The organism is Serratia sp. SSNIH1 (assembly GCF_002935055.1).
Classification (GTDB): Bacteria; Pseudomonadota; Gammaproteobacteria; order Enterobacterales; family Enterobacteriaceae; genus Serratia; species Serratia nevei.
This window is the reverse complement of sequence record NZ_CP026383.1, coordinates 3,238,459-3,252,501: the sequence shown is the minus strand read 5'-3', so window position 1 is coordinate 3,252,501 and position 14,043 is coordinate 3,238,459. Positions and strand designations below refer to the sequence as shown.

Here is a 14,043-nt window from a genome sequence, read left to right as displayed (position 1 = left end):
GATGTTAACAAATATTAACGATCTTCAGAAACAGGTAGATATGCTGGTTGCAAAAATTGATTTTCCAGCCCAGTCGATCATTCTTCATACTTCACCTGTCGGTGATGGTACACCCTACATTTCTTTTGAGAACGGAAAATATAATTATATCTGTTCTGAGAGAGGATATGAGTTTTCCAGAAAGGTGACTTCATCTATAGATGAGCTACTTTATTGGATAATCTATGATTTTGTACACGCTGTTGCAGTGGATTATGAACTCTCTAACCGAATTCCTGGAAAAGACAGTCGACGCATATATTTTCATAAGATTATAGAGCTTATGCACATGATAAATGAAAGTTGGGGGCTAAAAGCGCAGTGTCATCTTGATGAGATACTTATTAACAGCCCTTATGAAGACAGTCTTTATCCCTGAACTTACATTTTAAACAACAAATTCTCCCTCTTCTAGCGGGAATTTTGTTGAGAATAACCATCTGAGCTTGCCGAATGGGCTAATGTACGCAGGGCGTGCCACTTCGACACTGAGCAAGTTTATGACGGAGCATGGTGCCACGCCGCAAGAGGTAACGCAGGCGCAGAGCGACCTGGCAAAAGGTCTGGGAACAGGGGCACCACAGCCGGTTATATGCCGGCAAGGGGCATGAGAACGGCAACGGCCTGACTCATACCGAAACCACCCTGGATGCGGGCAGTAATCTCAAGGTGACCAGCGGCCGCGACACCCGGCTTACCGGCGCGCAGGCCAGCGGCGAAAAGGTCACCGTCGACGTGGGCCGTGACCTTCGGCTTGAAAGCGAACAGGACAGCGACCGCTATGACGCCAAACAGCAAAACGCCAGCGCGGGCGGCAGCTTCACCTTCGGCTCGATGACCGGTTCGGCCAACGTGAGCGCCAGCAAGGACAAGTTGCACAGCAACTTCGACTCGGTGAAAGAGCAGACCGGGCTGTTTGCCGGCCAAGGCGGGTATAACGTCAAGGTCAAAGAACACACCCAACTCGACGGCGCTGTGATTGCAAGCCAAGCAGACAAAGAGAATAACCGCCTCGATACCGGCACGCTGGGCTGGACGGACATCCACAACAAGGCGGACTACAGCGCGACGCACAGCGGCGGTTCATTCAGCACCGGCGGGCCGGTGGGCAAAGACCTGCTGACCAACATGGCCGGCGGCATGCTGTCGGGCGCCAACAACAGCGGGCATGCCGAGGGCACGACGAAGGCCGGGGTTAGCGAAGGGACGCTGATAGTTCGCGACAAAGACAAACAGCAGCAGGATGTGGCGCAGCTAAACCGGGATACCGAGCATGCCAACGACGGCAGCATCAGTCCGATATTCAACAAGGAGAAGGAGCAGAACCGGCTGAAGCAGGCGCAGTTGATTGGGGAGATTGGCGGCCAGGCAATGGACGTGATTCGCACGCAGGGCGATATCGCCGGGCTGAAGGCACAGAAAGACCCGGCGGCGCTGGCGCAGGCCAGGGAGCAGCTTGAGAAGAGCGGCAAACCGGCGAGCGACGCGGCGGTGATGCAGCGGGCGTATGACAACGCGATGCGGCAATACGGCACCGGCAGCGACCTGCAGAAGGCGGCGCAGGCGGTGACGGGGGCGCTGACGGCGCTGGCAGGCAATAACCTGGCGGGTGCGCTGGCGAGCGGTGCCTCGCCGTACCTGGCGACGGAAATTAAAAAGCGGGTCGGTGAAGACAATATCGCCGCCAATGCGATGGCGCACGCGGTGCTGGGCGCGGTGACGGCGGAGCTGAACAACCAGTCGGTCGCGGCAGGGGGACTGGGCGCGGGTGGCGGTGAACTGGCGGCGCGCTACATTGCCGGCCAGCTGTTCCCGGGCAAGACGTCAGAGCAGCTGAGCGAAAGCGAGAAGCAGCAGGTCAGCGCATTGAGCCAGTTGGCCGCAGGGCTTGCAGGCGGGCTGGCGACGGGCGATACTGCAGGAGCGGTGACCGGCGGGCAGGCCGGCAAGAATGCGGTGGAGAATAACTCGCTGAGTGATATTGTTGACGCTGTATCTCAGGGTAAGACACCTCAGCAGGTAGCCGAAGAGCGTGTCGATGCAGAAAACGAGCGCTATAAGCAGCAAAACTGTGCCGGAATGAGCGCGGAAGCGTGCTCGGTGAAGATGTATACTGAACGACGGGAAGAACTGAAAGATATCCTGTCGACAGGTGCAGATTTTGTGCCGGTGGTTGGAGATATCAAGAGCTTTGCGGAAGCGCAGAGTGCGCTGGATTATCTGGTTGCGGCGATAGGCATCATTCCTGGTGCTGGAGATGCAGCCGGTAAGGCAATTAAGGCAGCCGAAACAGCGCTGAAGAAAGGGGATGTTGTTGAAGCGTCCAGGCTGATTAATAAGGCCAGTGATGAAGTATCGGCAACGATCCCTATGGGAAGTAAGCGTAATCCGATGAATCAACCAAGCAATCCATCTTATCAACCCGTCAGGAATCAACCAGGTACAATAGGAAACCGAGAGTATTCCGGTCATGCCTTAGATAGAATGCAGGATCGAGGAATAACTCCTTCTGTTGTTGAGAATACTATTAAAAATGGAAAATCGACTCCTAGCCGCGGCGGAACAACAGTCCATTTTGACCCTGAAAGCAAGGTGTCAGTGGTAACGAACGAATCAGGAAGGGTGGTAACGGTTAAATATGGCGACAAATAAGAAGGATACTATTCTTGAGTGTGCGTTTAGTTCTCTAAATAATGTTGTTAGCTTTGCTAAGTTCGTAAGCTATGCAGAGGATTTGGCTCAATTAAACGAGTTGTTTGAGGACGAAAAAAGCAGAGATAATTATCAGAGGATCTGGTTTGAACTGGAAATCATCAATGCACTTGCTCTATCAGAATGGGAGGATGAAGGACGCCCAGTAGATTGGAAAACTCACTGGGAATCAAACTATAAAGAAGATGCTTCCGAACTAATGAATGAGCTAATGAAGATGCTGAAGTAAATATCAACAGACCCTGACATGGAGAATACGTGGACTAGAGCTTTGAAGGATGGTAAAAAAGTTGATGTTAATATCCAACCTATATATTCAGGTAATAATACTAGACCTGATAGGGTAATCGTAAAATACTCAATTGATGGCGGCAGACCTGTGAATGTTGACTTCAAAAACTCTCCAGGAGGTAAATGATGCAACATGCTGATATTGAACAAAAAATAGGTCAAACTTTATTTGATTGCGGTCCTCGTAATGCTCAAAAGATAATCGTAAGGGCCAAGGTTTTCTCTGATAACGATGGTGGCACATATGAGTTCGACTACCTTGATGAGAATGGTGATCTGGACTGGTTTGATCCTGATGGTAGGGCTGTCGCAGATTTAACGGATGCTTTGGTTACTTATAAGCAATTTTTTGTAGAAAACAACTTAACAAATGGGAAAACTATCTGGTCTAAATGTGAAATAACCGTTGATATACCAGAAGAAAAAATAAGTATACGCTTCCAATACGATGACTAACAAAACCCCCAGCCTGTTGACCCAGGTCATTGTTTTTTATGTGTTTTCCCTCCCCGAGCTTGCTGCTGCAATCGGGTGAAGAGAATGTAGCGGTGATTTCTCACATTCTCGCAACGCTAGTCGCAGACTCGATGGGCTAGTCCCCTGCAATAATCAACTGAGATATCAGAAGCAAGTATCGGCGTGCCCCTACGAACTTACCCCGTAGGGGAAGAAAAATTTTTAGAAATAATTAAAGACTTCTTTGCTACCTTTCTGATCATGTCGTAGCAACCCTGTGTAGATTCTAACCACGCAGAAGTGCACACTATGAAAATCAGCATGTTGCTGACGTTGTTTCCTCTGCTAATGCCGGCATCGGTGCTTGCCGGCACGGCACAGTATACCGATTTGGGCGCGGTGATGGCGCAACTGAACAACCAGTCAGAATTGGCCGGTGGACTGGGTGCTAGCGGCGAGGAATTGGCGGCGCGCTACATTGCCGGTCAGCTGTTCCCGGGCAAGACAGCGGAGCAGCTGAGCGAAAGCGAGAGACAACGGGTGAGCACGCTCAGCCAGCTGGCTGCAGGGCTTGCAGGCGGGCTGGCGACGGGCGATACTGCGGGAACGGTGACCGGTGGACAGGCCGGGAAGAATGCGGTTGAGAATAATGGCCTAGCCAACGTACTGGCGGCGGCTGGGAAGAACAAACCCGGAACTATTGATAAATGGCAAATTGAACAACAAGCTGCAATTAAGGAAGCATGTAGCGGTGGTACTCCAGTTTCATGCCAGACGATGGTTGTTGCGGCGGGTAGTGTGATGGCTTGGCCGCTGTTGCCTGGAGCTGCTGCAACGACAAGTCTGATAGGCGCGGGAGCTAATGCTGGTGTGGGCTTACTGATTAATGGTGAAGTGAATCCGAATGATGTAATCCTTGGTTACTGGACAGGTGCATTCACCGCAGGAACTGGGTTGTGGGGTACTATGGCAGTCAATGTTGGTAGTGGTGCTACGTCCAGCTACCTTAAAGGTGATGATCCGTTGAAAGGTGGCGCTATCAGTGGGGCAGCATCTGGGCTGGGCTATGGTGTTGGTAAATTGGTTGAATTACCGCTTGATAAAGTTTTAAACCCAATGAAACCATGGAAAGACTGGATCTGGACTGATGTTGGTATGGGGATATCTAAACCGCTGCCGATTAATCCAGTGCCAGGTATGGCAGGTAATGCCTCGGGCAGTGCGGCGACGGAGATCCTCAATGATCAAGCTGGTAAAGCAGATGCCAAATTCCAAAAAGGGAACCAAAAATGAACAAAAATTGTTGGTTCTTCATTTTTTCTTATCTATTTTTTGCCTGTAATGTAGCAATGATCGTATTGTTTTTACTTTTATATGTTCTCATTAGAGGCTATCTCTTATTGATCTACCACATTCCATTTGAGCTGACTTGGAGTGACTCATGGAAGTATACCAAAGCAGCATTTTTCACAGGGTCACTGATAGCTACGGGCTGTTGGTGGATCTATTATCAGCATGCAAAAAAAAGTAGATACAGGTGAAGTGACAAGCATTTTTAACTATCTCCAGAAATAATGTCATTGAGAATAACCATCTGAGCTTGCCGAATGGGCTAATGTACGCAGGGCGTGCCACTTCGACACTGAGCAAGTTTATGACGGAGCATGGTGCCACGCCGCAAGAGGTAACGCAGGCGCAGAGCGACCTGGCAAAAGGTCTGGGAACAGGGGCACCACAGCCGGTTATTCCTGATTATGACTGGAGCATATTCGGGGTCAGGGTCACCAATGCGATGATTGGGGCTGGAGTTGGTTCGGCTATAGGGTCTGGAGCTAGTAAGATTACTGAGAATGTATCATCAGAAATTGGTGGTGCAGTTGTCGGTTCTATAACTTCGGAGGTTGTTGGCGGAAAGGTAACAGACCAGTTAGATGCAAGGAAAAAAGCCAATGAAAATAAATAAGACAGGTTTAATTAACTTATTTTTACTATGTGTTTATTGGTTTTTTGTCATTTTTTTGACTGTTTTTTTAGCCAGCCTTAGTATAGCTATTGTTTTTTATTTTCAAGATGGAAGGTTTTACTTCCGTTGGGAGGGAGAGGTATTAAATTCATTAAGCTATGGTCTAAGTGGAGGGCTTCCTCTGGGAATAGGCATCTGGTTTATGGCTTGGATGAAAGCACGTAAACAAACGTAACCCATTTCGAAGGGATAATCACCCAATCCTAGCGTTGACTAGGATTGGATTTCTGCCTGTAGAATGGATAAAGGTGATTTATTCAATAACCAAGCCGGCCGCGGCAGGGGACTGGGCGCGGGTGGCGGTGAATTGGCGGCGCGCTATATTGCCGGCCAGCTGTTCCCGGGCAAGACGGCGCAGCAGCTGAGTGAAAGCGAGAAGCAGCAGGTCAGCGCACTGAGCCAGTTGGCCGCAGGGCTTGCAGGCGGCCTGGCGACGGGGGATACTGCGGGAGCGGTGACCGGCGGGCAGGCTGGGAAGAATGCGGTGGAGAATAACTTCCTGAAGGTTGTTGCGGAAGGCTGTGCCATTGCTGCCCCATGTCGTAGCAAGGTTGCAGAGCAACTGCTGGAGATCGGAGCAAAAGCAGGTATCGCCGGGTTGGCCGGTGCCGCGATCAAAGATATTGCGGACAAGATGACGTCCGATGAACTGGAGCACCTTGTTACCCTGAAGATGATGGGCAATGACGAGATCACCGGAAAGTATCTCAGTTCACTTCAGGATAAATATGCACCGGATGCAGCTTCGAACCCGAATCTCGGCAAAGACTTGACGGACGAGCAGAAGAAAGAGCTGGGTGGTTCGGGGTCTGGAACAGGAACACCGCCACCGCCAGAAAACGATCCGAATAAATCGGAAGAGAAAAAAGTCGATAAGCTGAATCAGAAGCAAGAAAGTGCGATCAAGAAGATTGATAACACTATAAAAAATGCTCTGAAAGATCACGATATAACAGGAACCCTCAAGGATATGGATGGTAATCCTGTTCCTAAAGAGAACGGTGGTTATTGGGATCATATGCAGGAAATGCAAAATACTCTCAGGGGATTACGGAACCATGCGGATACGCTGAAAAACGTAAACACCCCCGAGGCTCAAGCTGCATACGGCAGAGCAACCGAAGCCATTAATAAAATAGAATCGGCCTTGAAAGGATATGGGATATGATTACCTTCCGTAAATTGATAGGAAACATCAACCTAACGAAGGAACAAAGTCAACAGTCTCCACTTGAGCTATGGTTCGAACGCGTCATTGATATACCTATCGAAGAGTTGGCGGTAGAAGATCTTTGCCGTGCCATTCGGCAGGATCTATGTGTTGATCAGCTAATGCCAAGAGTGTTGGATGTTCTGACTGAAGATCCGCTGGCTGGAGAATATTATGATGGTGAACTCATAGCAGCATTATCGACGGTAAAAGGCGATGCTCTAAAAGAGCATAAACGTATTTTTATCCAGATAAAGCAACTTATAAATCAACTAGCTCCCTCAGACGTTAACGATGATTTAAGAAAAGATATATTAAAAATCAATAAAATAATCGAATAATTAACCCCGGCCAACTGGCCGGGGTCTTTGCTTCTAAGCCCTGAAAACCTCATCTTCCCGCCGCTGCAACCGGATCACTCTGGGCGCGGCGGTGATCTCCAGTTGTGCCACATCGGTGATCCCAGACTCGGTGATCCAGTCCCCAGCGATGATCAACTCGCCGTTCTGCCGAACCTAGCCGAGCTGAAGTTGGGTGACGGAATTTTCTGGGGTTCCGGCGTAGAGCCCCCTTTTGCTAACTTGCCGCCGTTAACGCGACACAACCATAATTACGGTATTTCGGTCGACATTAAGCAGCTATTATAATTAGCGTTTATGGTTAAGCGACTGTTCATCCGCCGCCTGTTCGTTTACCTATCAGATAATGATGCGAGTACTGATTATGTTAAAATCTCGTCCGTTCCTGCTGTTATTGTTATTGCTGCTGGGTTTGCAGCTGACACCGCCCGGCGCCGTCGCCGCCATCCAGGATGATCCCGCCGCCGAAAGCGCGCCCGATCCCGCCACGCAGCTGAAAGCCGCGCAAAAGCAGTTGGACAACATGAAGCAGCTGGTTTCCAAAGCGACCACCGATACCCAGCTCAGCAAATTGCGGCTGGCGACCGACGATCTGGTCGCCAGCATGGAAAAACTTGCCACCGATCTGCAGCCCGAGCAGGACAAACTGAAAGCGCAGCTGGACGTGCTGGGACCGCCCCCGGTGGCCGACGCACTGCCGGAAACCCCGGCGGTGGCCCAGCAGCGCAACACGCTGAACAGCAGTAAAAAGCAGCTGGATGACGCGGTGAAACACGCGCGGGCCATCAAGAACAGCGCCGTCGATCTGGGGCAGCAGATCGGCGATCTGCGCCAGGTGGCGTTTAAAACCCAGCTGACGCTGAATACTGGCAGCATTTTGGGCGTCAAATTCTGGACGCCGGTGGTGCAGCCATCCGCGGATGATGTGCAACGGCTGGACCAGTTCAAGGCAGAGATGAAAGCGGCCTGGGACGCCAGTTGGCAGGACGAATGGCGGTACGGCACGCTGGCGCTGCTGGCGCTGGCGGTGATCATCTGGACCTGGGGGCGCTATTTTTCCGAGCGTTTTCTCGCCTGGGTCAGTATCCGTTTCCTGCCGGACGGGCGCTTGCGCCGCAGCTTCATGGCGATCGCCACCGTGGCGGTGACGGTGGTGACCACCTCCATCGCGCTGAACCTGCTGTATTACGTCTTTGTGCGCGTGCAGCCGCTGCCGGTGATGCTGGAGGATTTCGCGGAAGGTTTCAACTTTCTGGGGGTTTTCTGCGCGCTGATCTCCGGGCTGGGGCGTGCGACGCTGTCGTTGAGTCGCCCGTCGTGGCGCTTGATTTCCATGGATAACGAGGTGGCTGCCGGGCTGCGTTACTTCTCGCCGCTGCTGGCCGGCCTGGCGCTGGTATTCGGCACCGTGGAACTGATTAACAACGTCGTCAGTGTCTCATTAGCCACCACCATCTTCGACAACGGCCTGGTGGCGGGGCTGATCGGGATGGTGTTGCTGGCTGCGCCGCTGCGCGGCCAGCGCATTCGTCGCCGTCTGGAACAGCAGGGCGCGCCCCTGGAAAAACGCACGCTGGTCGGTGGGCTGGTGCACCTCGTCATCCTGGTCTGTTCGGTGGTGATCCTGTTTTCTCTGCTCATCGGCTACATCGCCTTCGCCCGCTTCCTGACCTACCAGCTGATCTGGGTGGTGCTGGTGCTGATGACGTTCTACTTTATGGTGCTGTTCACCACCGATTTGTGCGCCGCGCTGTTTTCGCCGCAGACCGTCAGCGGCAAGATGCTGAAGAAAACGCTCAGCTTCAAGGATCGCCATTTGGAACAGATGTCGACCATCACTATTGCATTGGCCAAATGTTCGCTGTTGCTGTTGATGATTGTCGCGTTGTTCAACGGCTCGTTCGGCAGCACCACGCCGGGCTCGCTGATGGAGAAAATCGTCTCCATCCTGACCGGTGAAGGGCTGCAGCGTTTCAACATCGTGCCCGGCAACCTGCTTAACGCCATGATCTGCCTGGCGATCGGCATCTATATTTTGCGCGCAGTGCGGCGCTGGCTGGGTTCTGAACTGTTGCCGAAAACCATCTCGGACGTCGGCATTCGCGCCTCGCTGGTGACGCTGTTCAGCAATATCGGCTATGTGCTGGTGATTCTGATCACCCTGGCGGCGCTGGGCATCCAGTGGAGCAACCTGGCATGGATCGTCAGCGCCCTGTCGGTCGGTATCGGTTTCGGTTTGCAGGAGATCGTGAAGAACTTTATTTCCGGCCTGATCCTGCTGACCGAACGCCCGGTGAAGGTGGGGGATATGATCGGCATCGGCGGCGTGGAAGGCGACGTGCGGCGCATCAACGTGCGCGCCACCGAAATCCAGCTCAGCGACCGTTCCACCATGATCGTACCGAACTCGCAGCTGATCTCGCAGAACGTGCGCAACGCCACCATGGGCAACGCGCAAGGGGTGGTGACCATTGCGCTGACGTTCCCGACCTCCATCGATCCGGAGCAGGTGCGCAATATCTTGCTCAGCGCCTATAACGAGTACGAAACTATTCTGGAAACGCCGGCGCCTTACGTGCGCTTCAGCCAGCTGGGGCCGGACGGCATCATCCTGAGCGTGACCGGCTACGTGACGAGCCCGCGCATGGTCGGCGCCACCAAGAGCGAACTGCTGTTCAATATCCTCAAGCTGCTGCGCGCGCAGGAAGTGAGCCTGTCCAGCCCACAGGAAGTGGTGTTTATGAAGCAACAGGCGACACGATACCAGGCCAACGAAGAGGAGCACTCCTCCTAGGGTTGTGTCGGGTAACATGCTGTTTTTTTATGATGTAACCTGACCATGCCCTTGATCCGAAAAGCCTTCCGGCGGCTGCATTATCCCGTCGATATTATCGCCCAGTGTGTTCGCTGGTATCTGGCCTATGCCTTGAGCCTGCGTAATCTGGAAGAAATGATGGCGGAGCGCGGTATTGTTGTTGGCCATTCCATGCTCCATCGTTGGGTCATCCGTCTGGTGCCGTTACTGGATAAGGCATTTCGCCGACATAAACGTGCCGTGGGGTGCCGCTGGCGCATGGACGAAACCTACATCAAAGTCAGAGGGCAGTGGAAATATCTATACCATGCCGTCGACAGCACGGGGCAGACCATAGACTTTGTGTTGATCGCCAAACGGGATGCCGCCGCCGCACTGCGTTTCTTTCGCAAGGCCATCCGTCACCACGGCGAACCTGAAGTGGTGACGATCGATAAAAGCGGCGCCAATACCGCCGCCCTGGCAACGCTCAATGCCGACAAGCCGGCTGAAGAAAGCATCACCGTCAGGCAAAGCAAGTATCTGAACAACTTAGTTGAGCAAGATCACCGCAATATCAAACGCCGGATACGACAGATGCTGAGATTCAAATCGTTTCGCCGTGCACAGACGCTGCTGGCCGGGATCGAACTGCTCCACATGATACGCAAAGGACAATATCAACATCCACAACATGATGGATTGTCACCCGTGGAACAATTCTATTTGTTGGCTGCCTAAATAACCGGCCCCCCCCCTTTTGCTAACTTGCCGCCGTTAACGCGACACAACCAAATTCCTGGCTTAATGCCTGGTGTTGTGCCGGCGCGATGAGTTTGAGAGCGGCGAGTTCTTTTTGGCATTGACTCAGGCGCTCCGCTTCCCGGTCTGGTTGGGCTTTCCCGGTTGTTGCGGTCATTCCGGGCGCTTACCGCCGCATCCGCTCAGCGCGAAGGTGCTGTAGATGAACAGGGTCAGTAGCGTGATGCGGTAAACAGCAGTGTGGGGGGCAGTCATGCAATTTCCTTTCTCTCAGTGTCCAGGCCACAGTTAATCAGCCAGTGATACAGCTCGGTGTTACGGGTAAAACCCAGTTTGTGCATGGTGCAGCGTTTGTAGGTATAAACCGTCTTGGGACTGAGTCCCAGATGCCGGGCGATATCCCCGACGGACTGCTGGCACCTCAGGAGCGTCAGTACCTGCCACTCGCGTCGCGTCAGTGCCCGGGCGCAGCGGGGGCACTGTTGTGCGGGGGGGGGGGGCTCGGCAGGGAGTGCCAGCACCCGTTCAACATCCAGCAGCAAGGCCTTTACGCCGATGTGGTGCTCTATCACACTCTGTTCGCTCAGGCAGGGCTGTTGGGGCGGCTGGTAATAACGGGCCGCGGGGTGTCCAGCACGGTGATAACCCGTTGCCGGTGACCCAAATGATACTGACGACAAAACTGCCTGCTGCGGCTGACACCCTTACTTTGAAAGAGCAGCTGCGCCTCGCCGCTGCACTGTTCGGGTAAAAAGCGCACCGGTATACACCTGAGCGTAAAGTAGTGGTAAAGCAGCGCTTCCAACCCCAGGGCAAAATAGCTGTCGGCCACGAGGATAACGATGGTGATTACCGTGACGTTCGTGGTGTTTGCGCTGAACTTCCTGACGTTCTGGTGGGAACTGGCGCGTTGGCTGGACGGACATCCACAACCAGGCGGACTACAGCGCGACGCACAGCGGCGGCAGCTTCAGTACCGGCGGACCGGTGGGCAAAGACCTGCTGACCAACATGGCCGGCGGCATGCTGTCGGGTGCCAACCACAGCGGGCATGCCGAGGGCGCGACGAAGGCCGGCGTCAGTGAGGGTACGCTGATAGTTCGCGACAAAGACAAACAGCAGCAGGATGTGGCGCAGCTAAACCGTGATCCGGATAGCGCCAACGACGGCAGCATCAGCCCGATATTCAACAAGCAGAAGGAGCAAAACCGGCTCAAGCAGGCGCAGTTGATAGGAGAGATTGGCGGCCAGACGATGGACGTCATCCGCACGCAGGGCGATATCGCCGGGCTGAAGGCGCAGAAAGACCCGGCGGCGCTGGCGCAGGCCAGGGAGCAGCTTGAGAAGAGCGGTAAACCGACGAACGATGCGGCGGTGATGAAGCAGGCGTACGACAACGCGATGCGGCAATACGGCACCGGCAGCGACCTGCAGAAGGCGGCGCAGGCGGTGACGGGGGCGTTGACGGCGCTGGCGGGCAATAACCTGGCGGGTGCGCTGGCGAGCGGTGCTTCGCCGTACCTGGCAACAAAAATCAAGGAGATGACTACCGACCCGCAGACGAAAGAGGTCAACGTCGCGGCCAACGCCATGGCGCATGCAGTGCTGGGCGCAGTGACAGCGCAGTTGAACAACCAGTCGGCTGCTGCCGGGGGGCTGGGCGCGGGTGGCGGTGAATTGGCGGCGCGCTACATTGCCGGCCAGCTGTTCCCGGGCAAGACGGCGCAGCAGCTGAGTGAAAGCGAGAAACAGCAGGTTGGTCGGAAAATTCAGATCTATTTCTACCTGGGTTATGTCTTGGATGAACGTATGGAAATAAACGTAATTGTAATTAAGATTAAGCATCCTTTCTCTGAAATACCTGTCTAGGCAGCCATCGATGTTGGTGGTAAAGTAACTCACCCACGCGATAACATGTCACGGTTAAATCCTCGGCAAGGTGATTGATATTATTCTCGCCTGGATACGATAAAAATGGTGAATGTGTTTTGGAGTAATCATTTTATGGGTGAATTATTATTTCTCGCAGTGGGTGGATAAGTAGTGGGTAATAATTCCGCATGGAAATTTTCTTGTTGTGGCAACCGAAAAAGATTAATTACTACGTAAATTTCATACGGTTTCTTCTTGATATTGGCTTTTGTTTATTAAAATTAATGGAGTGTGTTATGCATAAGGATTTGGATGTTTCCATCTCAACAGGGCGATTCAGAAAAATAAGAGAATGGAACAGGAGGCGCAATTATTATTTCAAGAAAGTAAAGCTGAACATTAAGATTTATATTGCAAAGCTTATCTGGGATAAGCGTAGAAAAAGTGTGTTTGATATCAAATCGGTCAAAACCGTATTGCTCCTTCGCAATGAAGGGACCGTAGGAGATGTTGTGGTTACGACGCCGCTAGTGAAATGTCTTTGTGAGTCGGGTTATACAGTGGATTTATTGCTCACAAAATCAAGTAGCGTGGTGATGGAACATAACCCCTATGTCAGGAATATCTACGAGGCAGAGGATTGTAATAATGAAGTTTTCTTGAAAAGATTCACTCATACCGTTGCGAAATCAACGGTTGAAAAGTTGAGGGGGAATAACTATGACCTTGTGGTCGATCTTTGCTTGTTTGATACTCCGGTACATAGGATGATGCTTTTTAGCGATATAAACGCAAGGTTTGTTCTTGGTCTTAATAAATGGAATTGCATTAACCATTACAGCAAATCTATTTCATTTGAAAATGGTAAGGAGCACGTGACTAAAGCCATTGCTTTGGTTGCCCATGCCGTAGGGATTAATCTTAAAAATAGTCGTGCCTATGACCTGCATATCCCAGATGATATAGCTTTTGAAGTAAGGGGGTATTTAAGTGGTTGGAATGATAAAGTTACGGTTATAATTAATGCTTTCACTGGGAGTCCAGAGAGAAACCTATCTAAAGAACAACTCTCCCGACTTGTTGAGATGCTTAATAAAGCATCGTTCAATATAAAAGTAATTATTCTTGATCATCGAAAAGAACTGGATATATCCCTTTCGGATAGTGTTGTTATAAATCCATTTAATTCACTGCATCATGTCATGGCATTGATTAGAGAGGTTGATGTAGTTATATCCCCAGATACGTCGATCGTACATATTTCTGCCGCATGGAATAAAACGTTGATTTGTGTTTACAAAAACGTAACGGATAATAATGATTTGTGGGGGCCCGGGTATGAAAATGCGAGGCAGATTATTGTTAACAGCAGAAAAATAGCGGATGTGGATAATGTTCCGGAGCTTATATTGCATGAGATCGGTCGAAAAGACCTGTTCGGTGGACGAGAGATAAAATACCGTGGCAGTTCGTTGAACGATGAAGCGGATGCCGCCGATAACGCAATATTGCCCGTTGGATAACG

At 51.9% G+C, this 14,043-nt stretch carries 14 protein-coding genes and 1 pseudogene; 14 read left to right on the top strand and 1 reads right to left on the bottom strand.

Going from position 1 to position 14,043, the window contains the following annotated elements; genetic code table 11:
- Position 1: 1 nt before the first annotated feature.
- The 12 genes and pseudogenes from C3F38_RS15670 to C3F38_RS15620 all read left to right on the top strand — a co-directional run bounded on the left by C3F38_RS15670 (position 2) and on the right by C3F38_RS15620 (position 10,625).
- The gene (locus C3F38_RS15670; protein ID WP_055317780.1) at positions 2-418 is read left to right on the top strand and encodes an Imm63 family immunity protein; all 417 of its coding nucleotides are present in this window, start codon (positions 2-4) and stop codon (positions 416-418) included.
- A 245-nt stretch (positions 419-663) separates the two neighbouring features.
- On the top strand, positions 664-2,691 hold the full coding sequence (locus C3F38_RS15665) for a VENN motif pre-toxin domain-containing protein (protein ID WP_349774068.1): 2,028 nt from the start codon (positions 664-666) through the stop codon (positions 2,689-2,691).
- Positions 2,678-2,980: a hypothetical protein gene (locus C3F38_RS15660; protein WP_080479057.1), complete on the top strand. Its 303-nt coding sequence runs from the start codon at positions 2,678-2,680 to the stop codon at positions 2,978-2,980. Before C3F38_RS15665 ends, C3F38_RS15660 begins: the two co-directional genes overlap by 14 nt.
- Positions 2,981-2,998: 18 nt before the next feature.
- Positions 2,999-3,169: a DNA/RNA non-specific endonuclease gene (locus C3F38_RS15655; protein WP_071934115.1), complete on the top strand. Its 171-nt coding sequence runs from the start codon at positions 2,999-3,001 to the stop codon at positions 3,167-3,169.
- Entirely contained in the window at positions 3,166-3,498 is a 333-nt protein-coding gene (locus C3F38_RS15650) for a hypothetical protein (RefSeq protein ID WP_369916793.1), read from the top strand. The genes C3F38_RS15655 and C3F38_RS15650 overlap by 4 nt, the downstream gene beginning before the upstream one ends.
- Before the next feature lie 309 nt (positions 3,499-3,807).
- Positions 3,808-4,791, top strand: coding sequence for a VENN motif pre-toxin domain-containing protein (locus C3F38_RS15645; protein WP_168653913.1), 984 nt, complete (start codon positions 3,808-3,810; stop codon positions 4,789-4,791).
- Positions 4,792-5,152: 361 nt separating this feature from the next.
- Positions 5,153-5,461, top strand: coding sequence for a hypothetical protein (locus C3F38_RS15640; protein ID WP_134268356.1), 309 nt, complete (start codon positions 5,153-5,155; stop codon positions 5,459-5,461).
- Entirely contained in the window at positions 5,448-5,696 is a 249-nt protein-coding gene (locus tag C3F38_RS26255; RefSeq protein WP_071934116.1) for a hypothetical protein, read from the top strand. Before C3F38_RS15640 ends, C3F38_RS26255 begins: the two co-directional genes overlap by 14 nt.
- 108 nt (positions 5,697-5,804) lie before the next feature.
- A pseudogene (locus C3F38_RS15635) lies at positions 5,805-6,689 on the top strand (VENN motif pre-toxin domain-containing protein); the annotation flags it as partial.
- On the top strand, positions 6,686-7,072 hold the full coding sequence (locus C3F38_RS15630; RefSeq protein WP_055317704.1) for a contact-dependent growth inhibition system immunity protein: 387 nt from the start codon (positions 6,686-6,688) through the stop codon (positions 7,070-7,072). The pseudogene C3F38_RS15635 and the gene C3F38_RS15630, both read left to right, overlap by 4 nt.
- A 382-nt stretch (positions 7,073-7,454) precedes the next feature.
- Positions 7,455-9,884 carry a DUF3772 domain-containing protein gene (locus C3F38_RS15625; RefSeq protein ID WP_065772207.1) on the top strand — a complete coding sequence of 810 codons (2,430 nt, stop codon included), beginning with the start codon at positions 7,455-7,457 and terminating at the stop codon, positions 9,882-9,884.
- A gap of 45 nt (positions 9,885-9,929) precedes the next feature.
- Positions 9,930-10,625 carry an IS6 family transposase gene (locus C3F38_RS15620; RefSeq protein WP_047730574.1) on the top strand — a complete coding sequence of 232 codons (696 nt, stop codon included), beginning with the start codon at positions 9,930-9,932 and terminating at the stop codon, positions 10,623-10,625.
- Between the two features lie 272 nt (positions 10,626-10,897).
- Here the strand turns inward: C3F38_RS15620 and C3F38_RS26870 are convergent, their stop codons facing one another.
- Positions 10,898-11,167, bottom strand: a complete 270-nt coding sequence (locus C3F38_RS26870) for a response regulator transcription factor (RefSeq protein WP_370447789.1) — start codon at positions 11,165-11,167, stop codon at positions 10,898-10,900.
- Between the two features lie 466 nt (positions 11,168-11,633).
- Here C3F38_RS26870 and C3F38_RS15605 point away from each other — a divergent pair, with 466 nt between their 5' ends.
- Complete coding sequence (locus tag C3F38_RS15605; protein WP_055317602.1) at positions 11,634-12,515, top strand: hypothetical protein; 882 nt, start codon at positions 11,634-11,636, stop codon at positions 12,513-12,515.
- A 299-nt stretch (positions 12,516-12,814) separates the two neighbouring features.
- On the top strand, positions 12,815-14,041 hold the full coding sequence (locus C3F38_RS15600) for a glycosyltransferase family 9 protein (RefSeq protein ID WP_080213356.1): 1,227 nt from the start codon (positions 12,815-12,817) through the stop codon (positions 14,039-14,041).
- The last annotated feature ends 2 nt before the right edge of the window (positions 14,042-14,043 follow it).